The 26,527-nt window shown below is 68.6% G+C and carries 22 protein-coding genes, 1 tRNA gene and 1 pseudogene; 14 read left to right on the forward strand and 10 right to left on the reverse strand.

The genetic code is table 11. The annotated features are described in order from the left end of the window. The first annotated feature begins 246 nt into the window (after positions 1-246). Genes ACJ8AT_RS38495 through ACJ8AT_RS38510 form a run of 4 tightly spaced genes read left to right on the forward strand, consistent with a single transcriptional unit; the run spans position 247 to position 5,441 of the window. Complete coding sequence (locus ACJ8AT_RS38495; RefSeq protein WP_407742974.1) at positions 247-1,344, forward strand: hypothetical protein; 1,098 nt, start codon at positions 247-249, stop codon at positions 1,342-1,344. Then, positions 1,341-2,678: a hypothetical protein gene (locus ACJ8AT_RS38500; RefSeq protein ID WP_407742975.1), complete on the forward strand. Its 1,338-nt coding sequence runs from the start codon at positions 1,341-1,343 to the stop codon at positions 2,676-2,678. Before ACJ8AT_RS38495 ends, ACJ8AT_RS38500 begins: the two co-directional genes overlap by 4 nt. A gap of 1 nt (position 2,679) precedes the next feature. Then, the gene (locus tag ACJ8AT_RS38505) at positions 2,680-4,548 is read left to right on the forward strand and encodes a DEAD/DEAH box helicase (RefSeq protein WP_407742976.1); all 1,869 of its coding nucleotides are present in this window, start codon (positions 2,680-2,682) and stop codon (positions 4,546-4,548) included. Further along, entirely contained in the window at positions 4,545-5,441 is an 897-nt protein-coding gene (locus ACJ8AT_RS38510) for a protein NO VEIN domain-containing protein (protein ID WP_407742977.1), read from the forward strand. The genes ACJ8AT_RS38505 and ACJ8AT_RS38510 overlap by 4 nt, the downstream gene beginning before the upstream one ends. Positions 5,442-5,553: 112 nt before the next feature. On the opposite strand, the gene ACJ8AT_RS38515 is transcribed toward ACJ8AT_RS38510, so the two are convergent. From ACJ8AT_RS38515 to ACJ8AT_RS38535, 5 genes are all read right to left on the reverse strand, one after another. Continuing rightward, positions 5,554-7,686 (reverse strand): M4 family metallopeptidase, encoded by a 2,133-nt coding sequence (locus tag ACJ8AT_RS38515; protein ID WP_407742978.1) that lies wholly within the window; start codon positions 7,684-7,686, stop codon positions 5,554-5,556. Positions 7,687-8,072: 386 nt separating this feature from the next. Next, a complete protein-coding gene (gene queD / locus ACJ8AT_RS38520) occupies positions 8,073-8,441 on the reverse strand; it encodes a 6-carboxytetrahydropterin synthase QueD (protein WP_407742996.1) in 369 nt (122 codons plus the stop codon). A gap of 150 nt (positions 8,442-8,591) precedes the next feature. Next, entirely contained in the window at positions 8,592-9,584 is a 993-nt protein-coding gene (locus ACJ8AT_RS38525) for a YncE family protein (RefSeq protein ID WP_407742979.1), read from the reverse strand. A gap of 13 nt (positions 9,585-9,597) precedes the next feature. Further along, positions 9,598-9,972 (reverse strand): hypothetical protein, encoded by a 375-nt coding sequence (locus ACJ8AT_RS38530; RefSeq protein WP_407742980.1) that lies wholly within the window; start codon positions 9,970-9,972, stop codon positions 9,598-9,600. Continuing rightward, a complete protein-coding gene (locus tag ACJ8AT_RS38535) occupies positions 9,969-11,060 on the reverse strand; it encodes a fatty acid desaturase family protein (RefSeq protein WP_407742981.1) in 1,092 nt (363 codons plus the stop codon). The genes ACJ8AT_RS38530 and ACJ8AT_RS38535 overlap by 4 nt, the downstream gene beginning before the upstream one ends. A gap of 211 nt (positions 11,061-11,271) precedes the next feature. Between ACJ8AT_RS38535 and ACJ8AT_RS38540 the strand changes: the two genes are divergently transcribed. The 5 genes from ACJ8AT_RS38540 (at position 11,272) to ACJ8AT_RS38560 (ending at position 15,778) form a co-directional block, all read left to right on the forward strand. After that, positions 11,272-11,378: transfer RNA gene (locus tag ACJ8AT_RS38540), tRNA-OTHER, on the forward strand. A gap of 310 nt (positions 11,379-11,688) precedes the next feature. Continuing rightward, positions 11,689-13,491, forward strand: coding sequence for a vWA domain-containing protein (locus ACJ8AT_RS38545; protein WP_407742982.1), 1,803 nt, complete (start codon positions 11,689-11,691; stop codon positions 13,489-13,491). A 9-nt stretch (positions 13,492-13,500) separates the two neighbouring features. Then, positions 13,501-14,490, forward strand: coding sequence for a hypothetical protein (locus tag ACJ8AT_RS38550; protein ID WP_407742983.1), 990 nt, complete (start codon positions 13,501-13,503; stop codon positions 14,488-14,490). Between the two features lie 10 nt (positions 14,491-14,500). Beyond that, positions 14,501-14,866 carry a hypothetical protein gene (locus ACJ8AT_RS38555; protein ID WP_407742984.1) on the forward strand — a complete coding sequence of 122 codons (366 nt, stop codon included), beginning with the start codon at positions 14,501-14,503 and terminating at the stop codon, positions 14,864-14,866. 90 nt (positions 14,867-14,956) lie between these two features. Then, on the forward strand, positions 14,957-15,778 hold the full coding sequence (locus ACJ8AT_RS38560; protein WP_407742985.1) for a thioesterase II family protein: 822 nt from the start codon (positions 14,957-14,959) through the stop codon (positions 15,776-15,778). Positions 15,779-15,820: 42 nt separating this feature from the next. On the opposite strand, the gene ACJ8AT_RS38565 is transcribed toward ACJ8AT_RS38560, so the two are convergent. Continuing rightward, the gene (locus ACJ8AT_RS38565; RefSeq protein WP_407742986.1) at positions 15,821-16,219 is read right to left on the reverse strand and encodes a response regulator; all 399 of its coding nucleotides are present in this window, start codon (positions 16,217-16,219) and stop codon (positions 15,821-15,823) included. A 125-nt stretch (positions 16,220-16,344) separates the two neighbouring features. On the opposite strand from ACJ8AT_RS38565, the gene ACJ8AT_RS38570 reads away from it, so the two are divergent. Further along, positions 16,345-16,728: a helix-turn-helix transcriptional regulator gene (locus ACJ8AT_RS38570; protein WP_407742987.1), complete on the forward strand. Its 384-nt coding sequence runs from the start codon at positions 16,345-16,347 to the stop codon at positions 16,726-16,728. A gap of 17 nt (positions 16,729-16,745) precedes the next feature. Here ACJ8AT_RS38570 and ACJ8AT_RS38575 read toward each other — a convergent pair whose 3' ends face one another. Then, on the reverse strand, positions 16,746-17,960 hold the full coding sequence (locus tag ACJ8AT_RS38575; RefSeq protein WP_407742988.1) for a DUF790 family protein: 1,215 nt from the start codon (positions 17,958-17,960) through the stop codon (positions 16,746-16,748). Then, the gene (locus ACJ8AT_RS38580) at positions 17,954-19,333 is read right to left on the reverse strand and encodes a DEAD/DEAH box helicase family protein (protein ID WP_407742989.1); all 1,380 of its coding nucleotides are present in this window, start codon (positions 19,331-19,333) and stop codon (positions 17,954-17,956) included. The genes ACJ8AT_RS38575 and ACJ8AT_RS38580 overlap by 7 nt, the downstream gene beginning before the upstream one ends. Positions 19,334-19,455: 122 nt before the next feature. On the opposite strand from ACJ8AT_RS38580, the gene rmuC reads away from it, so the two are divergent. Both rmuC and ACJ8AT_RS38590 read left to right on the forward strand, forming a co-directional pair. Next, positions 19,456-20,880 carry a DNA recombination protein RmuC gene (rmuC, locus tag ACJ8AT_RS38585; RefSeq protein WP_407742990.1) on the forward strand — a complete coding sequence of 475 codons (1,425 nt, stop codon included), beginning with the start codon at positions 19,456-19,458 and terminating at the stop codon, positions 20,878-20,880. 48 nt (positions 20,881-20,928) lie between these two features. Then, on the forward strand, positions 20,929-21,345 hold the full coding sequence (locus tag ACJ8AT_RS38590; RefSeq protein ID WP_407742991.1) for a response regulator: 417 nt from the start codon (positions 20,929-20,931) through the stop codon (positions 21,343-21,345). Between the two features lie 215 nt (positions 21,346-21,560). On the opposite strand, the gene ACJ8AT_RS38595 is transcribed toward ACJ8AT_RS38590, so the two are convergent. Further along, positions 21,561-23,687, reverse strand: a complete 2,127-nt coding sequence (locus tag ACJ8AT_RS38595; RefSeq protein ID WP_407742992.1) for an alpha-amylase family glycosyl hydrolase — start codon at positions 23,685-23,687, stop codon at positions 21,561-21,563. A gap of 222 nt (positions 23,688-23,909) precedes the next feature. Here ACJ8AT_RS38595 and ACJ8AT_RS38600 point away from each other — a divergent pair, with 222 nt between their 5' ends. Together ACJ8AT_RS38600 and ACJ8AT_RS38605 are read left to right on the forward strand one after the other, a co-directional pair. After that, positions 23,910-24,500, forward strand: a complete 591-nt coding sequence (locus ACJ8AT_RS38600; protein ID WP_407742993.1) for an SRPBCC family protein — start codon at positions 23,910-23,912, stop codon at positions 24,498-24,500. A 43-nt stretch (positions 24,501-24,543) separates the two neighbouring features. Beyond that, entirely contained in the window at positions 24,544-26,190 is a 1,647-nt protein-coding gene (locus ACJ8AT_RS38605) for an amidohydrolase (RefSeq protein WP_407742994.1), read from the forward strand. Positions 26,191-26,345: 155 nt separating this feature from the next. Here the strand turns inward: ACJ8AT_RS38605 and ACJ8AT_RS38610 are convergent. Next, positions 26,346-26,527 (reverse strand): annotated as a pseudogene (locus ACJ8AT_RS38610) (IS4 family transposase); the annotation flags it as partial.

The raw sequence follows: 26,527 nt of genomic DNA on the forward strand, positions 1-26,527 counted from the left end.
AAGACGGGAGGAGACGCCAGAGACCGGGGAAGACTGACGGGAGACTACCGTGGACTCGAAGTGCCCGGATTCACTCACGATCCAGCGAAAGGCGTGTGCCGTCGCGGGGTTAGGGCCCCCCTCGTCCACGGGTTCAAATCCTGTCTCCCCGACCATTCGAAAGCCCTGGAGCTTCGCGGACTTCCGCTGAAACTCCAGGGCTTTTGTTTTTTCCGTGGGCACCGTCCCTAGGATAAAAAAAGGGGGATGAACCCGGAGGAAGTGCTGCGGCAGGCCACTTCGCGGGGGGATGCTCAGGACGCGGTGGGATGGATCGCTGATGGCCATCCGCTCGTGGCGGGCCACGCGCCGCAGGAGGTGCTCCGCGCCCTGCTCTCCCTCGATCCGCCCCCGCCCAGATGTGACAACGCCATCGCGCGGCTGGCCCGCGAGGTGGCCACCTCGAGCCTGGATACCGCCCAGATCCTGTTCGGGCTGGATCAGCTCCCCTCACCCTCGAGCTGGAGGGCCACGCTCGATGTGCTGGCCCGCAAGGCCCCGGGTGGCAACCTGGGCAACCTGGAGCCCAACTCCGTGCTCGCCGCGCAGCGCGAGGCGCCCATGACCATCGAGGTGCTCTGCGCCATCGCGGGGCTGAGCTGGCGAGACCTCAAGGATCGGTTGGGCAAAGACATTCCAGCCAAGCCCAGCTCACGCTGGACGCTGGCCCAGATCAGCCTGGCCTGGGAGGTGATCAACACCATCATCCGGGGCCAGGAGCAGACGGACATTCCCGGCGCGGGGCCCGCTCGCCCCATCGAGCTGCTGGACGAGCCCGGCTGGGAGCGGGTGGAGAAGCTGCGCCGCGAGGGCGTCCCCTATGAGCTGCTCCTGCTCCAGCGGCAGGTGGGCAGTGCCTGGCTGGTGCACCGCAACGCGACGTCGAACCTGGTGCTGTCCTCCCTGGCCGCCCGGATCTGTTCCGCCCTGAAGGCCTGCGGCCTGGAGTACCGGCTGTCCACTCGGCTGGGAGGAGACATCCGCCCCATCGAGGTCAAGCGGCTGGCGGGCGGAGCCGGCGAGATTGGCCTCGTGGTCCTGGATGGCCAGAAGCAGCCTCGCTACGCCATCGCCGTGTCCGTGGCGCGAGATGGCGGCACTGCCCGGAAGAACATTGGCCGCCTGCGCCGGGCGCCAACGCAGACGCAGCTGCCGTGCGCCATCCTGGTCGCGGGCCCAGGCTGGAAGGACCGGAACGAGACGACGGAGCTGATCCAGGCGTTCCAGGGCAGGCTCTACAACGATTCATCCATCACGGCCCTGGTCGATGACATCCAGGCCACGCTCGGGGGGAAGGCTCCATGACCGAAGAAGCTCGCCGCAAACTCATCCAGGCTCAGCTCAAGGCGCTCAAGAAGGATGGCGAGCGTCTCCACCTGGAGTGGAAGACCGGGTTCATCGACGCGCCGGTGATCGAGATCAACATCGACGCCGTCCTCCTCAACCCCCGCAGCCACCGCATCCAGTCCCAGCTCGAGTCCCACCCGCAGTGCGCCATCGTCCGGAACAACCCCTTCTCGAACGAGGCGCAGCAGATCATCGCGGAGATCCTCTCGCGCACCGAGGGCTTCGCCAAGCTCAAGGAGGACCTCAAGGCCCGGAAGCAGCGCGAGGCGGGGGTTGTCACCGACGCCGGGCTGCTCGTGAACGCCAACACCCGGTGCGTGGCCATGCGCCAGCTCGGGGAGAAGTACATCCGCGTGGCGGTGCTGCCCTCGGACGCCACGGACAAGGAGATCCAACAGGTCGAGCTCTCCTTGCAGATGCAGAAGGATTACCGGCAGGAGTACACCTTCACCAACCAGCTCCTGTTCGTCCACGAGCTCCACCGGAGCGGCTACTCGGAGAAGGAGATCGCTGCCCGGCTGGCGCTCAATGAGGAGGGCTCCGGCGGGCGCACCTCTCCGGAAGGTCAGGTCCGGCGGCTGCTGCGCATCCTGACCATCATCCGGGAAGTGCAGAAGCTGAGCAGCGACAAGGTGCCTCTCACCTATTTCGATGATGCCCAGCAGGCGCTCCTGGAGCTCGATAAGGAGTACGAGGATCAACGGACGCGTGATCCGGACAAAGCCCTCCGGATGCGCAACGCCCGGCTCGTGGGGCTGATGGTCAAGATGGGCTACCGAGAGCTGCGCGAGGTCGGCGAGGATTTCCTCCGGGATTACCTGCCCAACACGCTCCAGGAGAACCTCCTCCTCAAGCATCACTTCGAGAAGATCGTCCAGGCGGCTTCGGTGCAACCCACCCCCGCTGGCCTGGACTTGCTGGACGCGCTCGAGGACAAACCCTCCACGGCGGTCTTCGACCCGCAGAGCCTGCTCCAGCTGCTTGCCACCACGGTCGGAGACAAGGAGCTCGTCCTGGGGGATGAGAGGGTTCCACGCGAGCACCTGGTTGACTCCGTGCGCACTGCCATGGACACCGCCGTGGGGGAGCTCAAGGCGGATCGTAAACGCGAGAACGACGACGAGGCCCCGTCTCGTCTGATCCGCGAAGCCACCAAGCTGATGGGCAAGGCGTCCGAGCTCTGGCAGCAGGCCCGTCACCGGCAGACCTTCGATCAGGAGGCCTTCCGGACGGAGATGCAGGCGTTGATCCGCGCGGTGGATGCGCTGCGGAAACGCGTGGAGGACGCTTAGCGTGCCAAGCATCCGCATTCGCTCCCATCCTTCGCCCGCTGCGATCACCGTGGAGCGCGGGGCTGATGTCCCGGAGGACTTCTGGCTGCGAGTGCAGACGGAGTGGGGGACGAGCGGGCGCTACTCCGCGGACGTGCTCGAAACACCCCTCGAGCTCTTCTTGTCCCGGCTGGACTGGCTGAAGCCCACCTGCCAACTGCACGGGGTGAGCGTGGAGTGGGACGAGCGCTGCAAGGAGTTATTGCGCGCCGCCATCGCGGAGAAGCAGGCCTTGCGGCAGAGCTTGAGCACCCCGCAGCCCCAGGATGAGGGCGCGGCGGCCGCTCGCCTGGAGCGCTCGCGCTTCTTCCGGGAACTGCGCCCCTTCCAGCGGAGGGATCTCGCCCGCCTCCTCTCGCTGCGCAACGGCGCCAACTTCTCCGTGCCCGGCGCCGGGAAGACCACTGTGGCCTATGCCATCTACGAGGCGGAGCGCGTGGCGGGCCGAGTGGCTCGGCTCCTTGTCGTGGCGCCGCTCTCGGCCTTCGAAGCCTGGGAGCAGGAGGCGGTTGCGAGCCTCCGTCCTCCGCCGCGGGTCCATCGGTACGGCGGGGGGCCGATCCCCGGCGACTGCGAGGTGCTGCTGATCAACTACCAGCGCCTGGCCGCTTCGATGGAGTCACTGTCCGCGTGGCTCAGCGCACGGCCGGCCCACCTCATCCTCGATGAGGCCCACCGGATGAAGAAGGGCCAGGCGGGGCAGTGGGGCGCCGCCTGCTTGCGGCTCTCTCAGCTCGCGGCGCGGCGGGACATCCTCACGGGAACTCCTGCCCCGCAGGGGACGGGAGACCTGGAGGCCCTCTTCAACTTCCTCTGGCCCGGGCAGGCCCGGCGCCTGCTGCCCGCGGCTGCGCTGAGCCGAAACCCTCCGCCGGATGCCGGAGCCCAGGTGGCCCGGGCGATTGCCCCGCTCTTCGCCCGCACCACCAAGCGGGAGCTGGGCCTGCGAGCGCCCCAGTTCAACGTGTTGCTGGTCCCCATGGGCAAGATCCACGCGCAGATCTACAAGGCCTTGCGCGACCAGTACGATGGCCAGTTCCCCCTCGAGCGCCGCGCACGCCTGGATCTGGCTCAGATGGGGCAGGTGGTGATGTACCTGCTGGAGGCGGCCACCAATCCGGCCCTGCTGGCCGTCGGCGCCTCCGAGTATGATCCGCTCGAGTTCCGGCATCCCCCGCTGAGCATCCCCGAGGGCTCTCCGCTCCCCAGGCTCCTGGCGGACTATGGCACCTATGAAACGCCGCGGAAGTTCGTGGAGCTGGCCCGCCTGGTGCGCGACAACGCCAGGCTCGGCCGCAAGACGCTGGTCTGGACCCACTTCGTGCGGAACCTCCAGATCCTCGAGCGGCAGTTCGCCGGGCTGAACCCCGCCGTCATCCACGGCGGCATTCCTCCCGCTCAGAGCGCCACGGGCTCCGGGCGCACCCGCGAGCAGGAGCTGGCCCGCTTCCGCGAAGAGCCCTCCTGCGCGGTGCTGCTGGCCAACCCCGCCGCCACCAGCGAGGGCATCAGCCTGCACCACTGGTGTCACGACGCGGTGTACCTGGAGCGCACCTTCAACGCCGGGCAGTACCTCCAGAGCGTCGATCGCATCCATCGCCTCGGGTTGGGGCCTGACCAGGAGACGCGCATCACCTTCCTGGTGAGCGAGGGGACCATTGACGAGGTGGTGGATCGCCGCGTCGGAGAGAAGGCGGAGCGGCTCGGGACGATGCTGGACGATCCCGACATCCGCACCATGGCGCTGCCGGATGACGACGACTACGGCGCCGCGCTCGACAGCGAGGAGGATCTGGTCGCCCTCTTCGCCCACCTCCGAGGAGACAAGTGACCCGGTTCGGCCGCGGGTGTCCCAGCGGCTTTCTGCTGCGCTCGGCGCTGCTCGTCGCAGGGTGCATGGGAGCTTCGGGGACCTCGGTGAGCGCGGCCCGAGGGGCCTATCGAGCGCTCCCCACGAGCGGCCTGTACACCCCGGACGATCTCGAGCGGGGCGAGGGCCTGCTGCTGGAGAGTGGGCTGCTGTCCCTCGAGGCCTCCCAGCTGGTCCCCGCGCCCGAGTTGCTGGAGCTGTGCGCGCTCCCGCCGGAGGAGGGGCTGCGGCTGTTGCTCATTCGCTATCTGCAGCAGTGCCCTCCCATCTGGCTGCCCGGCGCCACTCGGGGCCCGGGCCTGCAGGAGGAGCTGATCCCGGATGAGGACGTGCGCAACCTACACGAGCTGCTGATGGACGCGGAGGAGCGCGAGGCCTTCCTGCTGACCCTGGGCCGCCGCTTTGATCAGGAGCAGGCGCGGGCGCTGGGCGACACGGGCGAGCAGGTGGCAGTGAGGCTCTTCCGCGAGGAGCTCCAGCGCTTGGGCCGGCCGGAGCTCGCGGCAGCGGTGCGCCGGGTGAGCCTCCTCTCGGATCAGCTCGGCTATGACTTGGTGGTGCCCACGCTGGAGGCAGGGCCCTGGCGGATCGAGGTGAAGGCCATCCGCGGACTGCGTGAGGAGCTCTTCCTCAGCCGCAACGAGGCGCGGGTGGGCCTGAGAGATCCCCGCTGGCGGCTGCTGGTGTGCCGGGTGGAGGCCAGCGGCGGCGAGTGCGTGGGCTGGTGCAGCGGGGCGGCCCTGGAGCCCCTGCTGCCGCGCGATCCTCCCGGCGGAGGATGCTGGGAGAGCGTCCGGCTGACCCTCGAGCAGGTGAGGGTGACGCCGGGCCTGCCGCCGCTCGCGGACGCCTGACAGGCAGGGCGCGGAAGAGCGCACGGCAAAAACGAAACGGCCGCATGGGCGAACCCATGCGGCCGTTCTGAATCAGACGACGGCGCTCTGAATCAAGCGCCGCCGTGCTGGCTCACTGCACCGACACGTCGTCGACGAAGAAGCTGGTCGCCAGCGACGAGTCCTCGACGCCGCTGAAGTTGATCGAGATCGTCTGGCCGCGGTACGCGGTGACGCTGAAGCTCTTCTGCGCGTAGGTGGTGCTCTTGTTCAGGTTGCTGTAGGTCTGCGTGGAGAGCACCGTCCCGGCGCTGTTCTTCAGCGTCACGGTGAGCTTGTCGTACTGCGTGGTGGTCGTGGTCTCCGACGTGGTGACCTTCAGCCAGTAGGTCAGCGTGGTGGCCGTGGAGGGCACGGTGAAGGACTGAGACAGCGTGTCCGTGTGCGCGGTGCCGTAGCCGTCCAGGTAGGCCTCCCAGCTGCCCGCGTGCGCCAGGGTGCTGTCGTTGTTGATCACGCCAGCGGTCGAGGTCCACACGGTGGCGCCGCTCTCGAAGCCGCCGTTGGCGAACGTACCGCCACCACCACCACCACCACCGCCACCGCCGACGTTGATGGCCGCGAAGGCGTTCTGCACCGCGGTGACCTCAGGGCTGGTGGCGCCGTACAGGTCCGTGGCCGCGTTGATGTAGGCCGTGCGAGCCGCCGCGTAGTTGGTGCTCGAGGTCTCGTACACGGTGAGCGCGCGGTAGCCGATGCGGGCCGCGTGATCATTGCCGATACCCGTCATGCCGGCGGGCAGGTAGGAGCTGTAGAAGTCGCTCGTCGAGCTGCTGCTCGAGCCCTGGCTCAGGAAGTAGAACATGCGGTTGTGCGGGCCGCTGGAGTAGTGCACGTCCAGGCTGCCAACGCTGCTGGACCAGGCGTCAGGGCTGCTGCCGTCCTTGCTCGGCTTGTACATGTAGCGCAGCGGCGTGGCGCTCAGCTGGTCGCCGATGAGCCAGTTGCCGCCCGTGGCCGGCACGGTCGTGCCGCCGGCGGGGCCGGTGCGGTAGAACTCCACCATGGTGCCGCCGATGTCCGAGGTGGACTCGTTCAGGCCGCCGGACTCACCCGAGTAGGTGAGGTTGGCGCTGTTGGCCGTCACGCCGTGGGTCATCTCGTGGCCGGCCACGTCGATGGAGGTCAGCGTGGTGAAGGACGAGCCATCGCCGTACGTCATGCAGAAGCAGGTGTCATCCCAGAACGCGTTGTCGTAGCTGTTGCTGTAGTGGACGCGGCTGTAGGTGGCCTTGCCGGCGCCGTTGATGCCGTTCCGGTTGTGCACGTTCTTGTAGTAGTCGTAGGTGGCGCCCACGCCGAAGTGCGCGTCCACGCCGGCCGTCTGGCCGTTGGCCGCGGTGGTGGAGCTCCCCTCGACGTAGTTGGCGCCGTCACCCCAGGAGTTGTCGGAGTCGGTGTAGACGGTGCCGGTTCCGCTCGTGGCGTGGTTGAGGTTGTACGTGGTCTGGTTCATGCCACGCACCAGATCATGCAGCTCCCAGCCGCCGCCGGTGAGCGAGTTGGTGTTGAGCGACACGGAGCCGCTGTACTGGCTGAGGCCGGTGCCGGTGGCGGCGGTGGTCTCCAGCGAGTCCCACTGCTTGAGGACGTCGCCGCTGGCCGCGTCGATGATGTAGTCGACGTGACGGGTCTCGGCGTCGTTCTCGAGCGCGGTGTGGACGTGGTAGGCCAGGGTGTAGCCCGTCACCACGCGCTCCATGTCGACGGCGTTGAGCTCGCCCAGCGCGCCGCGGAGCTTGGTGGGCTTGGCCTTCTCCACCACCTGCGGATAGACGATCAGCTCAGCGGACGGGACCTGCGCGTAGGGGCCCTGGGGACGCAGCAGCGCGTGGGCGATCGAGCGCGCATCCTCCGCGGTCAGCCGCGGGGTGGTGCTGACCTGGATGCTGGGGTGCGAGTCACCCGTGACGGTCGTCAGGCCGGCCACGTTGTGAGCAACGGTGTCACCCTCCCAAACCCGGACGCCGCGATACAGGTGCTCGTAGCGGGTGTGGGTCTGGCCCAGCTCGTCCTTCAGGCTGCCACGGGCAACCAGGGAGTGGTCAGCGCCGAGGCCCATCGCGTTCTTCACCTGCAGGGCTTCGCTGGTCTGCTGCAGATCGAGAGCGGCCGGATCGCTCTCGGTAGTCTCGGGGGTACCGCAAGCCGCGCCAAGCATCGACGCAGCGGCCACAGCTCCTACGACCGCTGAACGGATACGCATCAGGGGAACTCCAGGGCTTCGGGGGATAAGCGGCGCGGTTATAACTCGCGTCTAAACGCTAATACAAACTAAATCGCGACATTCTAGCATAGCGTGCATGTACGCCGCCGGCTCACAGGCGTGAGCCGCCCTGGGAGTTGCTGGAGATGGGGCAAAATACCTCGAAAACTCAATCCCATACGCAGCAATGGGGCGGAGTGCCTCAAGGCGATACACGTCAGGCCTGAAAGTTTCACGTCAAATTACACGTGTCGCACCCAAAGCCGGCTTAATACGGTTTGGCGACAAAACACGTAACTGCGCGGGTTTTTGAGTGACTCCGCTGAGCCGCACCACGCGGGGGCCGCACGGTCCCTAGGAGCTCCGGGCCCTAGGACCTGGGCTCGTCAATCATCCTCGCCGCGGTAGATGGCGCCGCACGTCGTGTTCTCGTGCACCACCACCTGGCAGAGCATGGGGAAGGTGGGGCGCAGCTTGCGCCAGATCCACCGGGCGAGGTTCTCGCTGGTGGGGTTGGACAGGCCCTCCACCTCATTGAGGAAGTGGTGGTCGAGCTGCTGGTGGAGCGGCTCCCACGCCTGGCCGATGTCGGCGAAGTCCATGACCCATCCGTAGGGCTCCTGCACGGGGCCGCGCAGATGGAGGGCCACCTTGAAGGTGTGGCCGTGCAGCCGGTGGCACTTGTGGCTCGGAGGGACGTTGGGGAGGCGGTGGGCTGCCTGGAAGGTGAACTCCTTGAAGATCTCCATGGGGATCCCTAATTGGCCCGCTTTGCCTGCTGCGTCAACGTGGGCTTATCCCCACTGAACAGCCAGCAGGCGGGAACACCGCCCCGAGAGCCGCTCCGAGGCCTCTTGGCGGGTGAGCGGCCATCCGGCATGGGCCGCCACAGCCCGCAGAGACGTTCATTCAGTTCCGACGACGAGCAGCTTGAAGGTGCCCGTCTCGCCCTTGCGGGGGCCCGTCACTAGGTAGATGTGGTGGGACTTGGGATCGAGCGCCAGCGTGCGAGCTCCAGGCTCGGTCTTCACGGTCGCGACCACGCTGAACTTCTCGGGCGAGTCCTCATGGATGACCGTGAGCGTGCCCTCTCCGTTGGAGCTGAAGGCAAGCTGCCGGTCCGCATCGAACGCGGTGCCATCCACGCCCGCTCCAATGGGCAGGGTCGTGATCAGCTTTCCGGTATTCGCGTCGACCACCGCCATCAGCTTGTTGCTGCACCCGGCGAACAAGCGCCGGTGCGCCGCGTCCAGCGCCAGCCCCGTGGGCTCCTCGCAGGGCGCGAGCGGCCACCGGTGCGTGATGGCCAGCTTCTTGGGATCCAGGGCCAGCAGCTCGGCTTTGTCCTCGAGGTTGACGAAGACCTGCCCCTGGCCATCCGTCACGGCGAACTCGGGCTTGCCGCCCAGCGCGAGCGTCCCCGCGATCGCGTGGGTCGCGGCATCAATGACGGTGGCGTCGTGGCTGCGTCCGTTGAAGACGAACACCCGCTTCGAGGCGGGATCGAACAGGATGGCGTCGGGGTTCTCACCGGCCTTGACCGTCCCCAGCACCTTTCGGGACTCCAGCTCGAAGATCGTGACGTCTCCGGCGCGGCCATCGCTGATGAAGCCCTTCCCCAGCTCCGGAGCGAGCGCCACTCCATGGACCCCAGGGGTGTTCGGGATGTCGCCGATCTGCTTTCCCGAGTCCGCATCGACGACCAGCACATGGCTGCCATGCGAGAGGTAGACGTGCCGGGCCTGGCTATCGACCGTCAGGTAGTCCCAACCGCCTTCTTTGTCGAACTCGAACTGCTTGAGCACATGGGGCTCGGCGGCTCTCGCTGGCGCAGCGGCGAGGCACATCGTCAGCACCGAGGTGACACGGAAGACGCAAGACAGGATCCCGTTCTTCATTCCCCGCAAGCTACTACCAATAGCGGCGTTGAGGCGCCGGGGGCGGGGGCGGGGCGGGCACTGGCTCGAGCATGCCGCATTCCAGCAGCCGCTTGACGGCCGCCTTGACCTCTTTGGCCGTGGTGCCACAGCCCTCGAGGTTGCGCACCGCCTCCGGGAGCGTCCGATCACTCTCTCCGAACTCCACGAGGAAGAGCCCATCCTCGGGGGCAATTCCGCGAGGCGCTCCCCACCCGGCCCGGGCCGCATCGAACTGGGCGCGCCCCGAGCCGTTCTGGGCCTCCTTGACCATGATGACGTACGCCGCCATGGCCTCGGCGCCCTTCGGCGAGAGCCGGAACTTCTGCGCACGCCCGAAGCGAGTCTTCTCCGCGGTTTCGTCACTCATGCCGCACCTCCCAGGGCAGGACGCCCCATTCGTTTGAGCCAGCGCACGTGGCTCCTGAGCGCTGTGCCTACACTCTGCTGCGAGCGGTAACGGACGCCGTGCTCCCGGCAGGTCTCCTCGACGATGCGCGAGAGCGCCGGGTAGTGCAGGTGGCTCACGCGCGGGAAGAGGTGGTGCTCCACCTGGAAGTTGAGCCCGCCCAGATACCAACTCACCAGCGGGCTTCCCCGAGCGAAGTCGACCGTCGACTCCACCTGATGCACGGCCCAGTCGCGCGGGAAGGTGTTGCTGTCCTCCGGCACCTGGGGGAACTCCGCCTCCTCCACGCAGTGCGCCAGCTGGAACACGGTGGAGAGCGTCACCCCGAGCACGAGCGAGGTCAGCGCATAGCCGAGCGCCACCATCCAAAGGGGATGGAGGAGCGCCGGCAGCACCAAGGCCCAGCCGAAGAACAGGAGCTTTCCACCGAGGACTCCAGCCAGCTTCCACGCGCTGGGGCGCGGCATCTTCTGCTGGCCGATCCGGCCGCTGAGCAGGTTCCTGAAGTCATCGATGAAGTGCCACTTCACCGGCAGGAGCCCGTAGAGCAGCCAGATGTAGAGGTGCTGGAAGCGGTGGGCGGCGTTCAGCCGCTGGCCTGGAGCGATCCGGCACAAGGGCTGGATGTCGATGTCCTCATCGAGCCCCATCACGTTGGGGTGGCTGTGGTGGAAGATGTTGTGCTTCCAGCTCCACACGTAGGAGGAGCCGCCGAGGACGTCGAGCGTCCATGCGAAGAGGCGGTTGATCAGCCGCCGCTCCGAGTAGCTGCCGTGGTTGGCATCGTGCTGGACGCTGAAGCCGATGCCCGCCATCGCCAGCCCGAGCGACACGCAGCCTCCCATCGCGCCCCAGGGCCCCTTCGCTCCAAAGACGAGCCAGGCATAGGAGGCCACGAACCAGCCGAGGATCGCCGCCGACTTGAGGTACATGCCCGGGAGATCGCGCGGCGAGCGCCCGCTTGCTGCCAGGTACTGCTCGACCCTGGCCTTGAGGCTCTGGTGAAAGGGCCCCGACTCCAGGAACTTCACCTTCGTCGCTTGCGACAACGTCCACCCGCTCTCACGCCACCAAGGGGCCACCGCTGGAGCATGAGCCGTCGCGGGGCGAATCCCAGCGCGGTCCCACTCCGCTCGATGACGTATCCCTTCGTAACACACCTGGGCGGGGACGAACTTCCTTGGTTCCCGGAACCCACCTGAATTGGAGGGGAAAATGCCGTGTCAGGCCCGCCGCCGCCGCCGCGTCCTTGTGGGCATAGGCGAGGTGACGGCGAAACGCCGCGCAGCTCGCGAACGCTTTTGAAGCGCCCGGCCGGAGAGGCCATACAAGCCCTCATGTTGGTTCGACTCCAACTCCCGTCACCATATGACGGGATAGCCTAATGGATAGGCACTCGATTACGACTCGAGACGTCAATCGGCTTCCCCACTCGGGCGTTTCAATTTTTTCTGACGAATTCGCGTCCGGCCGAAGAGGCCATACAAGCACTGGGAACTCGATGTCGCCGGTTCGAATCCGGCTCTCCCGACCATGCCGGGAGATAGCTCAGAGGGTAGAGCGCGAGTCTAAAAACAGGGCTTCTTCACTCGGGCGCATCCTTCTTTCATCCCTGCGGCGGCAGAAAGGGTCGCGCGGCAAGCTGTGTTCGGGGAGACTCCCTCTCGGAGGGACCCCATGAACACCCCGCGCAACCCGCCGCTGCTCCCCGAGGCCCAGCTGGGCCCCGCCGAGAAGCTGCTCGATCTGATTCTGAGCTCCTCGGCGCACCTGTGGCACAACCGCCCTGGCCTCAACGTCCGCAACGTCTGGCAGCCCGCTCCCAGGAAGCGAGGCGTCGCGGGGCCCGCCAACGCGGCGCGCGTGCCCCCCGGCCTCTTCGTCCCGGCCGCCGTCAACCTCTACCGGCGCTTGCTGGAGATCTACCAGCTCAACCAGGACCTGATGGCGCACTTCTCCTCGTACGCGCTGACCCAGACGGAGTGGCGCGATCTGAAGGTGGCCTGCGCCGCGCTGATGCTGGTGCAGAGCCGCTCGGGCCAGCCCGTGCGCGAGGACGATGGCTCCGTCGCCTTCCACGACGATGACTTCCGCTCCATCGGCGAGTCCATGCTCCTGCACTACGAGAAGAAGTCCACGCGCATGCTCACGCCCAAGGGAGTGCTCCGCGTGGCCGAGCTCTTGGAGACGCCCGAGATCGCCGCGCTCAACCGCAAGGCTGGCTTCGCTGACCCGGGCTCGAAGAAGCCTCCGCTCGGCCGGTGGAAGCGGGCGGCGACCAAGTGGCTGGCGATTCGCGAGAAGAACCCGGCCATGCTCACGGGCCTGGTGAAGGCGGGCTTCAAGGAGACCATCAAGAAGATCGCCCGCAAGGCAGGGTACAAGCCCGAGTCGCAGGCCTTCTTCGAGATCCTCGGCTGGAAGCAGAAGCAGGCGGCGGGCGGCCACCGCAGCGTGGGGCTCACTGATCTCAAGCTGGCGAAGAGCGAGCGCTTCGATGGGCTCTCCGAGGCCGAGATCTGCGAGGCCATCGAGTCGCAGAGGCTCTCCTATAAGGAAGTGGTGGGCCGGCTGCCGAAGGACGTGGGGCTCACGCCCGCCATCATGGTGGTGCTGCTGCCGTCGCTGTCTGACCGGGACCTGCGGCTGCTGACGCCCACGCTGGAGGAGCTGGGGCTGATGGCCGAGCCGGAGATCCGCGCTCGCTGGGAGAAGGCGGTCGCCGAGTCCACGGATCAGCGGGCGCTCAACGTGGCGAAGAACGTCCGCAACAAGGAGCTGCGCGAGAAGCTGGAGGAGGCGGCCGACAACGCCGCGCGCAAGGCCGTCTCCGAGGCGACGACCGAGGCGGACGTGCGCATCATGTTCCTCATCGACAAGTCCGGCTCCATGGAGGGTGCCATCGAGCAGTCCAAGGAGGCGCTCACGCGCATCCTCGCGGGCTTCCCGCTGGACAAGCTGCACATCGCCACCTTCGACACGGTGGGCACGGTGCTCAAGCCGAAGGCGCCGTCGCGCACCGCGGTCCAGCACATGCTCAAGGACATCAAGGCCAGCGGCGGCACCATGCACGGAGCCGCCGTGCGCGCGCTGCACCAGGCCGGGGTCGCGTTCCCTCAGCAGGCCCGGCTGGTGGTCATCGTGGTGGGTGATGAAGCGGGGGAGGCCGGTGATCAGCTCGCACGCGCCTTCCGTGAATGCGGCTACTCCGTGGCGGCGCTGGCGATGCTCGTCTCGGTCTCGCACGCGCGAGGCAGCACCGTGAAGAGCGCCGCCCACCAGCTCAAGGTGCCCTTCAGCGAGGTGTCCGTGGACAGCTTCAATGATCCCTACCAAGTGCCTCGGGTGCTCAAGGCGCTCCTGGATGCGCCGGTGGCCGCTGGCGCCGCTCCGCAGTCGGGCTGGGTGGAGCGGGTGATGCGGACGCCGCTGCTCCAGCTCACGCCCACGGGGGCCGTGGCGAAGAGCGCCACCGCGTAGGAGGCAGGCGTGGACTATCGGAAGTTCCTGGGCAAGGAGGAGGAGCGGGTGCTGCCGTACTTCGGCGGCGCCTTCCTCCATGCCGCTGATCGACGGCTGCGGCTTCCCACCGAGCCCGAGGCTCCGGGCTGGTACCGGTTCCGCATCAAGGGCCGCGAGGCGACTCCGCTGGGGCCCGCCGAGCCCGAGGCCCTGGAGTCGTTGCCCTCCGTGCGCGGGCACCTCGTGGGGGAGCGGCTGGTGCGCGAGGGCTCCATCGCCGAGCGGCTCCACTTCCTTCCCGAAGAGGAGCCTCCTCGGCTCGCCCCTTGCCGCGCTCGGCGCTGGTATTCGGGAGAGCTGCTGTTCGACTCGCTCGACTTCGAGAGCGAGGCCGAGGAGGCCGCGCGGCGTGCGCTCGAGGAGGACGCAGCCCTAGCCCAAGTCAAAGGTGTGCCCGCCACGCTGCGCGCGGCTTTTGCCTACGCGGTGCTCGAGGCCGAGTCACGCCGGATCGGCATTCCCGCCGCGCCCGCGGAGCTTCGCCCCCACCTGGGCCGCGTCGCCGAGCTGGGACGGCCCGAGGCGGAGCGGGCGCTGCGAGCCCTCGCCGCCGAGCGGGCGCTGGCCGAGCGCGAGATGCGGGAGCTGCGCATGCGCCGGGAGCTGGTGGACCGGGCGCGGCAGGCCGTCCAGGAGCAGGCCCAGCCGGTGGATCCGAGGAGGCAGCCGAGGCGCTGGGCCGAGGACGCGATGGCGCGCGCCGAGCTGGCGCTGGAGGCCGCCGGGGCTCGGATGCGCAGCGCCCGGGTGCTCGGCAATGGCAACCTGGAGGTCATCTTCACCTTCATGGACGAGCGCTTCATCTCCGTGGTGAGCATGGCCACGCTCCAGGTCGTGGACTCCGGCATCTGCCTGGGCCACCCCCCGAGCGACAACCTCGTGACACTCGAGAGCCTGCCCTCGGTCATCAAGGAGGCCATCGACACCGACCGCCTCGTCATCCTGCGGCATGCGTGAGGGCTTCCCGATGCAACGCGAGGTCTGCTTCCTCATTGATCTCGAAGGCCGGATCCTCTGGAGTGATGCGTCAACCAGTCCCGTGGCGCTCCCCGACTCGCGGGCGCGGTGGGAGGCCATCTGGCGCCACCGCGCGCAGCTGGCGGAGATCTCCCACAGTCACCCCGTGGGCCCCCTGGCCTTCTCTCACGAAGACGAGACCACCATGGAGGCGCTCATCGGCGCGCTTGGCGCTCGGCCTCGCTTCTCCGTGGTCGCCCCGGAGGGCATGCTCGTCCGGGACCGCGAGGGCCAGGAGGCCCGTCCCCCCGAGGAGCCGTGGTGGACCCAACTGCTTCGGCTCGCCTCGGGAATGAGCGAAGTGCCGCCCGAATAACGCGCTATCTCAGGATCTAAGAAGGCAAGGGCTTGAAGTGCGGTGCGGACCCCATAGTCAGGACGCCGGGAAGCAGGGTACGAAGCAGGAGTGTCTCGCCCATATCCAGTCAGTGGAGACGATGGTGCCCCCGCCAAGCCCGCGCAAGCGCCCGGAGGAGCCGCGGAGCTGAAGAAGTGGTTCCCGTTCTGGAAGCCCAAGCCCGGGGCCCGGCTGCGCCTGTTCTGCTTTCCGTTCGCTGGAGGCTCGGCCTCGGCCCTTCATCGCTGGGCGGAGCCGCTCGGGCCCTTCGTGGAGGTGCTCGCCGTCCAGTACCCCGGGCGGGAGACGCGCTTCCGGGAGCCTCCCCTGAAGAGGAGCTCCACGCTCGTCGAGGCGCTGGGCCCGGCGATGCTCCCCCTGCTGGATCGCCCCTTCGCCTTCTTCGGTTACAGCCTGGGTACGGCCATCTCGCTCGCGCTGGCGCACTGGCTGCGGCGCTCCGGCGCTCCGGCCCCTCGGGGGATGATGATGGCCGCGGGCCTGCCGCCCAAGCTGTGCCGGCCCCAAGGGGCTCATACCCTCTCGGACGAAGAGCTCATCGCCGAGATCCGGCGGCTGGGCGCCACGCCTCCCCAGGTGCTCGCCCACCGGGAGCTGATGGAGCTGCTGCTGCCCGTGGTGCGCGCGGACTTCGAGATGATGGACACGCTCACCCACTCCGAGGAGGCCCCGCTCTGCGTGCCCATGGCCATCTGGGGAGGGAGGGAAGACTCGCAGCCCTCACCCCAGGCCCTGGAGACGTGGCGGGACTACAGCACCCAGGATTGCTCGATCCAGCTCATCCCGGGTGGGCACTTCTTCCTTCACTCCGCGCCGGACGCGCTGCGTGAAGACGTGGAGAGGACCCTGCTGCGCTGGGTTGCTCCGTGACGTGAAGGGCCGGGCGCTCCGGCCCCACGGCACCTCCGCTCGTCAGGCCGTTCCGGAGCTCGAAGGGAGCTGGCCCGTGAGCGCCACCCAGAGCGCGCTCAGGACCGCCTGCAGGTTTCCGGGGCTTGTGCCCTTCTCCACCAGCGCGATGCCGCGGCCGCCTCGCAGTGTCCTCGGCGGATGGGCCGTGTGGAGCACGCAGGCGACGTGCGGGTGTTGCTGCTGGACTCGCTCCAGCAGGCTCAAGCCGTCCAGCTCCGGCAGGCCGTAGCCGCTGATCAGCACCGCGGGCTCGTGGGCCTGCATCAGCCCCAGCGCCTCCTCGGCGTTGTGCGCGAAGTGCTTGGGACCTGGCAGATCTCTGCTCGCGCGCCGCATCGCCGCCAGCCACATCGGGTCCTGATCCACGAAGAGAAACGAGGGCAATTTCTTCCCAACCATGCCGAACACGCCTCCTTGAACCATGTGACCTGCACGGTCACATCGAATGAAGCCTACCCGCCGAGTTCTTGGAAGCCAACCCTGCAAGTCATATCGACATATGCAAACCCGCTGGGTTCACGAACATGGAAAAGACCCTCGCCTCCAGGCTCGGAGCGGCAGCACGCCTCGCTCGACAGCGCCTCAATCTCACGCAGGCAGACGTCGCCGAGCGCATTGGTATCGCGAGCGAAGTCTATGGCCGCCTGGAGCGCGGCCACATGCTGCCGAGCATCCAGACCTTCCGCCGGCTCTGCGTCGTGCTCTCCATCTCCGCGGACGAGGCGCTCGGCCTCAAGCCGTCGCAGGACGTGAAGTGGGTGGGTGAGCCGCCCTCCGACGCCGGCGAGCCCGCCGAGCTGCGCCGGCTCATGCGCCGGGCCCGTCAGCTCGACCGCAGCTCCATCCGGCTGCTCAGCGTCCTCGCCGCGAACTTCCGCAACGGCCGCGGCGGCAGCAACGGCGGCTGAGCCTCACCCGGGTGGGCTCACGCTCCCGCTGGCTTCGGCTCCTCGATGAGCCGGGCCAGGCGCTCGCGAAGCCGGCGCGCGGACGGGAAGCCGTTGAAGAGCACCACCTGGGGGTGGGCCTCCAGGGCTTCCTTCTCCTCGCCTCGGGCCAGCGCGCGGTCCACTCCCAGGAGCAGCCCGGGATCCGGCCTCGAGCGCAGCTCCCCGAGCCTGCGCGCCAGCGGCCCCGCGTGCCACGCGTGGAAGAGCTCCAGCGCCACCTCGCGCCGCTTCTCCCGGTGACGGAAGGTGAGGTCCGGCACGCACAGTCCGGAGGCGCCCATGTGGCGCGGCAGCGGGGTGAGATCCATCTCCCACTCCGCGTCCTCGAAGCCTTCGGCCAGGGTGGCCACCTCCGGGGGAATGTGGCCGAGCGCGCCAGGCAGCGGCGACACCAGCGGATCCCTGTGGTCCAGCACGAGCACCGCGCGCCGCCGGGCGCTGGCCTCCACCTCCGCCATCAGCTCCCAGCGCTCCAGCACCGGCACCACCGAGAGGAAGCTGGCGAGCTGCAGGCCGTACTTCTTCTGGAGCGAGAGCAGCGCGCCCGGGCCCTCCACCTCCAACGCCCAGTCGTCGCCGTCCCGCCGCACCTCCGCCACCAGCCGGCAAAACTTCAGCCAGCGCAGCAGCTTGCGCACCCGCAGCAGCTCCGGCGAGCGGGCCCGCAAGGTGAGCCGCCGCGCTCCCAGCAGTGGGCCTTGTGCGAGCGCCAGGTTGTAGCGGTCCAGCAGCTCGGCCGGGGTGAGGGCTTCCCAACCCAGCAGCCTCCGGTTTCCTGGCAGGTCCACGTAGAGGGCCTCGCGGACCTCGGGCAGCGGCGCGGGCAGGGCCTGGGTGAGCCGGGCCTCGTAGGCCTCCACGCTCGCATCCGCGGGCAGCTCGCGCAGCACCCTGGCCGCCAGTTGGAAGCGCTCCCAGCGGCTCTCCGCCACGCCCTCGGCGGCTTCGTCGAACAGGGCCCGGTCCAGCAGCAGCTTCACCAGCCCCCGGGCGATGCGCGGACGGGAGAAGGCTCCGGCTCTCAGCGACAGGTCCTCCTCCACGTCGTCCCGCGTCTGTCCCTTCGCTCCGTCCACTTGGGAGATCAGCTCTGTGGACAGGGCCAGCAGCTCCGGATCCTCCCGCTTGATGAAGGAGGGGCGCAGCTTGCCTTCGCGCACCCGGAAGAGCAGCAGGTCGCGCGTCAGCACGGCTCACCCTCCTGGTAGGCGCGGTGTTGTCTGCGCCGCTCGCTGATGCCGCTCTCCGCCGTCTGCGCCGAGCACACCTCGTACAGCAGCGCGCGCTTGCCCGGGCGCTGCCGGAGGATTCGCCCCAGGCGCTGCACGTGCTCGCGCACGCTGCCGCTGCCGCTGAGCACCACTCCGACTCTCGCTTCCGGCACGTCCACGCCCTCGTTGAGCACTCGCGAGGTGAGCAGCACCGGCAGCTCCCCGCTCGCGAAGGCCGACAGCAGCGTCTTGCGCTCGGGCACCGGCGTGTGGTGCGTGATGGCTGGGAGCAACAGCCTCCGCGCCAGCGTGTAGACCGTCTCGTTGTCGTCCGTGAAGACCAGCACCCGATCCTCCCGGTGCTTCATGAGGATGTGCCACAGCACGTCCAGCTTGGCCGTGGACGTCAGCGCGATGCGCCGCTGCTCGCGATAGCCTCGGTAGGCGGCTCGGCCCTCGTCGCTGCGCTGGCTCTGCGCCAGGAACCGGGCAAAGCCCTCCGGCGCCGACAGCGAGATTCCATTCTTCCTCAGGAAGCCCACGTAGCGCGCACGCGCCTCGTCGTACCGCGCCTTCTCCTCGGGCAGCAGCGGCACCTCGATGCGCTTCACCTCATACGGCGCCAAGTAGCGGCCCTGAAGCTCGCGGATGTCCGCGTGGTACACCCGAGGCCCCAGGATCTCCTCGATGATGCGCTCGCCTCCGTCCGTGCGCTCCAGCGTCGCCGACAGCCCCAGCCGGTACGGCGCCAGCGAGCCCTCCGCGATGAAGCGGTAGCTCGGCGCCGGCAGGTGGTGGCACTCGTCACAGATGAGCAGCCCGAAGCAGTTGCCGTGGAACTCCGTCTGCGCCGTCGCCGAGTCGTACGTCGTCACGGTGATGGGCTGACGATCGTTCACTCCTCCGCCCAGCAGCCCCACCGCCACGCCGAGGTGCTTCGTCAGCACCCCCTGCCACTGCGCCATCAGGTCCAGCGTGGGCACCACCACCAGCGTGGGCCGCTTCACCTGGGCGATCGCCAGCACCGCCAGCAGCGTCTTGCCCGCTCCCGTGGGCAGCTCCACCACGCCTCGGCTCCCGGCCTGCCTCCACGCCTCGAGCGCCTCCCGCTGGTAGGGGAAGGGCTCGATGGGCACCGTCAGCCCCAGCTCCAGCGGCTCGAAGCGCTTGGCCCGGTCCTCGTACGGCTCTCCCAGCTCCCGCAGGCGCAGCACCGCCTCCCGGTAGCGCCACGCCGCCGCGCGGTACACGCCCGTACGGGCATCTTTCTGGAAGAGCGCTCGCAACCGGGCATCATCCGGCAGTGTGGGCGCGACCAGCGTGCCGCAGTCGAAGTGGAGCTCCGTCGCCATCCGCAGAACCTGGTGAGTAGCCTTTTCCTCGCCCCGGCGCCACTCCTGCCAGGGTGGAGCGGGGGAATGTCAGACCCGTGTGCTAACGGCCCTGGCCCTCTATGGCCCTTGTTCTCTCCCTCGTGCTGTTGCTGGTCGGCTGCCTGCTCGGGGCCGGGGTGACGTGGCTGCTCCTCCAGGGGCGGCTCCAACACGCGACCCGGTTGGTTCAGATGGAAGGGGAGGCCGAGCGCGCCACCCTCGCCGAGCGCCTCCGAGGCCGTGAGGTGGAGCTCCAGGAGCTTCGCCGGGCCCTGGATGGCGAGCGGCTGCGTGCCCGCCAGCTTCAGGAGAGCTGCACCGGGCTGGAGGTGCGGCTGTCTTCGCAGCTGGCCGCCGCCGCCGAGGAGCGCCGGGCCATGGAGGAGAAGCTGGAGCTGCTCACCGAGGCCCGGGACGCGCTGGCCCAGTCCTTCAAAGCGCTGTCCGCGGATGCGCTGCGGATGAACAGTCAGGCCTTCCTCGAGCTGGCCCAGCTCCAGCTCTCCCGGTTCCAGGAGGGCGCTCGCACGGACCTGGCTCAGCGCGAGCGCTCCATCGAGGAGATGGTCAAACCTCTTCGCGAGTCGCTCGAGAAGGTGGATGCCCACGTGGGCCAGCTGGAGCAGGCTCGCGCGCAGGCCTACGGTGGGCTCGCGCAGCAGCTCCAGGCGCTCGCGACCACCCACGAGGCCCTGCGCGCCGAGACGGCCAGCCTCGTGGGCGCCCTGCGCGCTCCCACCGTGCGCGGCCGGTGGGGAGAGATCCAGCTCCGGCGCGTGGTGGAGATGGCCGGCATGGTCGAGTGCTGTGACTTCGTCCAGCAGGAGACCGTCACCAGCGAGCGCGGGCGGCTGCGGCCGGATCTCGTGGTCCGGCTGCCGGGCCAGAAGAGCGTGGTGGTGGACTCCAAGGCACCCCTCCAGGCGTACCTCGAGGCCCTGGAGGCTCGCGACGACGCCACGCGCCTCGCCAAGCTGCGAGAGCATGCGGCCCAGACTCGAGCTCACCTCAAGGCGCTCGGAGACAAGGCCTATTGGGAGCAGTTCCCCTCCGCTCCTGAGTTCGTGGTCATGTTCCTGCCCGGCGAGACGTTCTTCAGCGCCGCGCTGGAGCAGGACCCCGCCCTCATCGAGGCCGGCGTGGAGCGGCAGGTCATCCTCGCCACGCCCACCACCCTCATCGCCCTGCTGCGCGCGGTGGCCTACGGCTGGCGCCAGGAGAACGTGGCTCGCAACGCCCAGGAGATCCGCGAGCTGGGGCGCACGCTGTATGACCGCGTCCGGACACTCGCCCGTCACTTCGCGGAGCTCGGTAAGAACCTGGACCGCGCCGTGGATGCCTACAACACCACCGTGGGCTCGCTGGAGACGCGCGTGCTGCCCGGAGCGCGGCGGTTCAAGGAGCTGGGCGCCGCGGCGGGCGAGGACATTCCGGGCACGCCCACGATCCATTCCGGGGCTCGCTCGCTGCGCGCCCCCGAGCTGGACCCTCTCCTCGCCGAGCAGGCAGGGCTGCCCGAAACCTGAGCGGTGGGCTTGCCCGGAAGCTGGGGCTGCGGTTACGTGCTGGAGCACATGCGTCACATCCTCGTCGTCAGCCCCCACCGCGCCTCGCGCGAGCTGCTCCAGCGCTTCCTCGCCGAGCCCGAGGTGAAGGTTCGTGCGGCGGAGGATGCCGACGCGGCGCTCACCTCCATCGCCTCCACGCCTCCCGCCGTCGTCGTCGTGGACCTGCGCCGGCCGGATGAGGACCACCCGCTCTTCCTCGCCCTGCTGCGCAAGCGCCACCCCGGCCAGCCTGTCATCACGCTCGTGCCGGGCAGCCTGCGGGTGTTCGACGGCTCCCACGAGCGCGTGCGAGACATGCGCAGCATCCCCGGCGAGTCCGCCGAGGGGCTGCACCAGATCCTCTACGCGCTGAAGGAGTCGCTGGAGGAGGTGCTCGCCCAGCACCTGCTGCGCGTCTTCCGGCCCCCTGTGGGGCAGGCCTGAGCGGGGCTCGGGGCCCGGGTACCGGAGTGGTGAGAAGGTGTCTCAGTGGCCCCAGGCTGGGGTACTGCCTGACCCGGATCCCGCTTCCAACCCGTTGAAAGTACGTCACCGGGCGGATCCAGACTTCTAACCGGCTGGAGAAGAAGCGAAGCCGCGAGGGGCCTTGGATGTGGATCGCCCGGTCCCTTACCCGTGAGCGCACTCCGTGGAGCCGCTCAGCGCGAGGCGGCCTCGAGCAGCAGGTGGGCGTGGGGCTCGAGGGTGAGCGACAGGCGCTCGCCCTCCACGCGAAGCTCCACCCCGGCGCCGCCATCGCGCCGGGCGGCCAGTACGTCCCGGAGCGTGAAAGTCCCGGAGCCCGCGGTGAGCCCCTTCTGGCGCAGCTCGCTCACCTCCACGCTCAAGCTCTGCGTCTCGCCGCTCAGGTTGCACAGCGCCCACAGGGGCGCATCCTGCCGCTTCACGTCGTGCTTGAGCGCGGAGATGACGCGGTGGCCGAAGTCTCCCACCCGCTCCACGCTGCCCTGGCGCACCGAGGCCCGCTCGGCCCACAGCGCGTTCAGCGCCTTCACCGTGCGCAGCGGCAGATAGCCCGCCTCGCGCGCCCGAGCGAGCTGCTCCGCGTACACCGAGCCCCGGCCGATGTCGCGGCGGTCCAGCGCGACGCTCTCATCATGCGTGGGGAAGCCCAGCTCGGAGAGGATGGGCAGCCTGCGCGCCTTCTCCTTCGCCATGTACTCGGGCTGATTCTCGGCCCCCACCTCATCCCCGTAGTACGTGACGGGGGTGCCCTGGGGCGGCAGCGCGTTGAGGAAGAAGGCCTTGGCAATCTGGCGCGGATCCTTCTCCAGGAAGTTCGCCATGCGCCCGCCCACCCCGCGCCCGGCGAACACCTCCGCGCCGCGCTGGAGCAGCTTCGCCTCCACGCGCTCGCGGGTGCCCGCGGGCATCAGGTCCGTGCGCAGCTCATCGTGGTGGCGCCCCAGGTTGAACCAGAACGTCCCCTCGCCGTGCGCGCGCATCCGGTCCACGAAGCGCCAGAACAAGGAGCCATCCTCGTCCAAGAGCAGCGCCCAGAGCGTGGAGTTCCACTCGAAGCCGAACATCGCATCGCCTTCGCTGTGGCAGCTCTTGCCCAGCATCCGCACCTTCTGCCCGAAGTAGGTGGAGGCCTCCTCCAGCCCCTCGCCCACCTCCGGCACGGTGATGCCCACGCCCACCACGTGGCGCACGAAGGACTTGAAGAGCGTCTGCAGCGCGTGCGCGCCCGGCAGGTTCTCGAAGTCGGTGCCCTCCTCCTTGAACCAATGGGGCGCCGCGTCCATGCGCTTGCCGACGACTCCCAGGTTCAGCTCCCAGGCGATGACCTTGAAGAGCTCCTCGAGCACATCGGGGTTGCGCAGGTTCAGGTCCACCTGGAACGGGTAGAAGCTGTGGAACAGCAGGTGGCCCTTGCCGTTGACCTTCACGTCCAGGAGGTTGCGCTTGGAGGCATGCGGGAAGATGGCCCAGGGCTTCATCACGTTGCCCGAGCCGCTCTTCAGCAGCACCCGCTCCTTGCCCTTCTTGTCCACCTCGGTGCCCACCCACTCCACGCCGTTCATGGGCAGGAACCACGACAGCTTGGACTCGTCTCCCGCCAGCAGCGCCTGGAACCAGGGGTGGCGCACGGAGATGTGGTTGGGGATGAAGTCGGTGATGATGCGCATGCCCAGCCGCATCGCCTCGCTCATGAGCGCGCGGAAGGCCTCCTCGCCGCCCAGCTCCTCGGCCACCGTGAACCCCGAGACGTCGTAGCCCCCGTCCCCTCCCGGAGAGCTCCAGTGCGGCAGCACCTGGATGTTCCGGTAGCCCAGCTCCCGGAGATACGGCAGCTGCTTCGCGAGCTCGAACAGCGTGCCCTTGGCCTCGCCCGCCTTCACGCCCAGCGAGTGCGGATAGGTGTAGTAGAGCGGGCTGTCGGCGTACCAGTCCTCGGGCAGGGCCTCGAAGAAGGCCTTCACCGTGGGGCCTTGGGCCTCGCGCGCCGCCTTCACCTGCTCGAAGAAGCGCAGCACCAGCTCCTCCGCACGCAGCGGGTTGATGACCAGCGCCGCCTCGTAGAGGCGCGCGGCGTCCGCGCGGGTCGTCACCGCCGCGAGCGTGGAGAGCGCATGGGGGGCTCCCTCCAGCGCGGCGAAGAGCGACTGCAGCTCCTGGGTGAAGTCCCGCGCCTTCGCGCCCACCGGGCCTGTCAGCCACAGCGTCTCAATGGGCCCCAGCACCCGGGAGCCGGAGGCGGGCAGGGGGGTCAAGGCAGAGGCAGCAGCAGAAGAGACCGAGCGCGTGTCAGGAGGGGCCATGGGCAGGGCCAAATCCATACCCAAGACGGGAAAACTCTCTCCAAGGATTTCTTCTACGGAAGCGGTGCGTCATCACCGCGTAAATTAATTGCACCACCAAGCGTATGATTTAATTTGGACACAAACGGTGTCGCCTGCGCGGCGTCCTTGAGCGTCCACTTCCTCGTCATGCCGAGGACGCCCCCCGGTTGCTAATATCGTTGCGCCTCTAGGAGAGCTTCAATGCTCGAGACAATCCTCATCGGTGTTGCGGGGGTCTTGGTCCTTTTCGTAGCGGTGGTGGCCACACGGCCGTCCGCGTATCACGTCGAGCGCAAGCTCGAGGTCGCTGCTCCGGCCGAACTCGTGTTCGGTGTTCTCAACGATCTCCATCAATTTGCGGGGGTCTTGGTCCTTTTCGGGTCGCCGTGGGAGAAGCGCGATCCCAACATGCAGAAGACCTTCGAAGGCCCCGCGGCGGGCGTCGGTCAGTCGTATGCGTGGAGCGGCAACAAGGAAGTCGGCAGGGGCAAGATGACGATCGAAGAGAGTGTCCCTGGCCAGAAGGTGGGCATGAAGCTCGAGTTTGTGGCGCCGATGGAGTCCACGGCCACCTATGCGCTCACCCTCGCGGGTACGCCGGCGGGCTCGTTCGTGACGTGGTCGATGGAGGGGAACCACAATTTCATCGGCAAAGCCTTCGGCATGTTCATGAACATGGACAACATGCTCGGCACCGACATCGAGAAGGGGCTCGCCCAGCTGAAGACCGTCGCCGAGGGCAGGCAGGTAGCCATAGCGGCCGCTGCCGCGGCTCAGGCTGACGCCGACTAGTGGGCAGATGCGCGTTCTTCTCCGTGGGCGGATCCGGACCCTTGTGGATGAAGCCCCTGAGGCCGAGGCGCTCGCGTACGAGCGGGGCCGGCTGGTCGCCGTCGGGCGCGAGGAGGCAGTGCTCGCGGCCGCTGGCCCCGGGGCCGAAGTCGTAGACCTGGGCGGTCGGACCGTGGTGCCCGGCTTCATCGATGCCCACCACCACCTGGCCCTGGCGAGCCTCTACCAGGGAACGGTGGACTGCCGGGGGGCGGTTGCTCCCACCCTGGCGGACCTGCTGGCGCGCCTCCGGGCAGCCGCGGCCACGGTGCCTCCAGGAGAGTGGGTGGTGGGCTCTGGCTACGACGTCTGGCAGCTCACCGAGCGCCGGCACCCCACCCGGCAGGAGCTGGATGCCGCCTGTCCCGAGCACCCGGTGCTCCTCATGCACTTCTCGTTTCACGAGTGCGTGGCGAGCTCCCGGGCGCTCGAGCTCGCCGGCATCGGGCGGAGCACTCCGGATCCGCCCGCGGGCTATATCGTGCGCGGCCGCAGGGGCGAGCCCACGGGGCACCTGCGGGAGACGGCGCTCGCGCCGGTGGAGACCCTGGCGCGGCAGTCGCTCATGGCCCGGGACTCGGAGGCCTTCGCCGCCCGGCTCCGTACCTACGAGGACCGGCTCTTCGCCCAGGGCATCACCCGCGTGGCCGACCCCACGGTGAGCCCCGGCTTCGAGCGGCTCTACCGCGAGATTCACGCGGCGGGCCGGCTGCGGATGCCCGTGCTGATGATGCCCATCTGCGAGGGCGGCTATCTGGTCCACCCCTGGGAGCGGCTCGACGGAGTGCCCACCGGGGAAGGGCCCGAGGAGCTCCGGGTGGGGCCGCTGAAGCTGTTCATGGATGGTGGGGACAACTGTGCGGTGTGCCTGTCCGTGGGACAGGTTCTGTCCGCCTCGCTTCGCACCCTGGCGCGTGCTGTGGCCCGGCGCAGCCTGGCTCCCTTCCGGGCCGCCCGTCGCGGGCGGCTCCGGCTGGGGAGGGATCTTCGCCTCCACTCCGGGGTGGCCTACTACTCGGGAGCGGCCGGAGCCCGGGAGATGGCTCGCCGGGCCGTCGAGCGCGGCTTTGGCCTGGCCATCCATGCGATGGGAAACGAAGGGGTCGGGCTCGCGCTGGAGGCCCTGGAGGAGGTGCGGGCGCGGCACCGGGATCTCCCGCCCCCGCGCCTCGAGCACGCGATGATGGTGGAGCCGGCGCAGCTCCAGCGGCTGGCGGATATGGGGGCCTGCGTCGTGGTCCAGCCCGGCTTCCTCCGAGCGCTCACCGAGGAGGGCCTGCCCCCGCTGCCAGGCCTCCAGGTGCTGGCCTTCCGCTCCATGCGCGAGGCGGGGATCCGGCTCGCCGGCAGCTCCGACGCGCCGGTGCTCGAGGCGATGCCCCTGGAGGAGATGCGCCAGGCCATGACGCGCCGGGCGTTGGATGGGAGCGTGCTGGGAGCCGAGGAGGCGCTGGACGCTGCCGCGGTGCTCGCGCTCTACACGCGGGAGGCCGCACGGGCCTGCGGGTGCCTGGACGTGACGGGGACGCTCGAGCCGGGCAAGCGCGCGGACCTCGCCATCCTCTCGGAGGATCCGCTCGAGACGCGGTTCGAGACGCGCGTGGTGGAGACGGTGCTACGAGGCCAGACGGTGTTCCGCGCGGCGGATTGAGCGCTTGGCGCAGGCGTGAGCCTGCAATCGAACCCGCCGCTCGGAACTTCCGAGGTTACCCGCGTCGTAGCGGATGTAGAAGCGGAGCTTCTGCCCCACGTACGCCTGCAACGACATGCCTGGGAAGTAGGAGGGATGGACCCTGAGGCATCCCCTCATAAAAGTCCGAGGCTTTCGCGGAAGACGGGCTGTTCGCAGACAAGTTGAGCGAAGCGCTCGAGCAGCGGGAGCAGGCGGTGCTCGGGCATGTTGGGGATGGCTTGGTAATACATGCAGCCCTGGCGGAAGAGCGAGTAGGTGCGACGCTTGACGGTGTTGGCCTTGAGGTAGCGCTCCA

It is taken from the genome of Hyalangium sp., assembly GCF_045802625.1.
Lineage (GTDB): Bacteria > Myxococcota > Myxococcia > Myxococcales > Myxococcaceae > Hyalangium.

What these genes read in the sequence shown, in the direction of transcription:
- ACJ8AT_RS38570 (WP_407742987.1), top strand. Translation starts at nt 16,345, where the DNA reads ATGGAAAAGACCCTCGCCTCCAGGCTCGGAGCGGCAGCACGCCTCGCT.
- ACJ8AT_RS38530 (WP_407742980.1), bottom strand. Translation starts at nt 9,972, where the DNA reads ATGAGTGACGAAACCGCGGAGAAGACTCGCTTCGGGCGTGCGCAGAAG.
- ACJ8AT_RS38495 (WP_407742974.1), top strand. Translation starts at nt 247, where the DNA reads ATGAACCCGGAGGAAGTGCTGCGGCAGGCCACTTCGCGGGGGGATGCT.
- ACJ8AT_RS38555 (WP_407742984.1), top strand. Translation starts at nt 14,501, where the DNA reads ATGCAACGCGAGGTCTGCTTCCTCATTGATCTCGAAGGCCGGATCCTC.
- ACJ8AT_RS38525 (WP_407742979.1), bottom strand. Translation starts at nt 9,584, where the DNA reads ATGAAGAACGGGATCCTGTCTTGCGTCTTCCGTGTCACCTCGGTGCTG.
- ACJ8AT_RS38545 (WP_407742982.1), top strand. Translation starts at nt 11,689, where the DNA reads ATGAACACCCCGCGCAACCCGCCGCTGCTCCCCGAGGCCCAGCTGGGC.
- ACJ8AT_RS38515 (WP_407742978.1), bottom strand. Translation starts at nt 7,686, where the DNA reads ATGCGTATCCGTTCAGCGGTCGTAGGAGCTGTGGCCGCTGCGTCGATG.
- ACJ8AT_RS38590 (WP_407742991.1), top strand. Translation starts at nt 20,929, where the DNA reads ATGCGTCACATCCTCGTCGTCAGCCCCCACCGCGCCTCGCGCGAGCTG.
- ACJ8AT_RS38600 (WP_407742993.1), top strand. Translation starts at nt 23,910, where the DNA reads ATGCTCGAGACAATCCTCATCGGTGTTGCGGGGGTCTTGGTCCTTTTC.
- ACJ8AT_RS38595 (WP_407742992.1), bottom strand. Translation starts at nt 23,687, where the DNA reads ATGGCCCCTCCTGACACGCGCTCGGTCTCTTCTGCTGCTGCCTCTGCC.
- ACJ8AT_RS38500 (WP_407742975.1), top strand. Translation starts at nt 1,341, where the DNA reads ATGACCGAAGAAGCTCGCCGCAAACTCATCCAGGCTCAGCTCAAGGCG.
- ACJ8AT_RS38565 (WP_407742986.1), bottom strand. Translation starts at nt 16,219, where the DNA reads ATGGTTGGGAAGAAATTGCCCTCGTTTCTCTTCGTGGATCAGGACCCG.
- ACJ8AT_RS38580 (WP_407742989.1), bottom strand. Translation starts at nt 19,333, where the DNA reads ATGGCGACGGAGCTCCACTTCGACTGCGGCACGCTGGTCGCGCCCACA.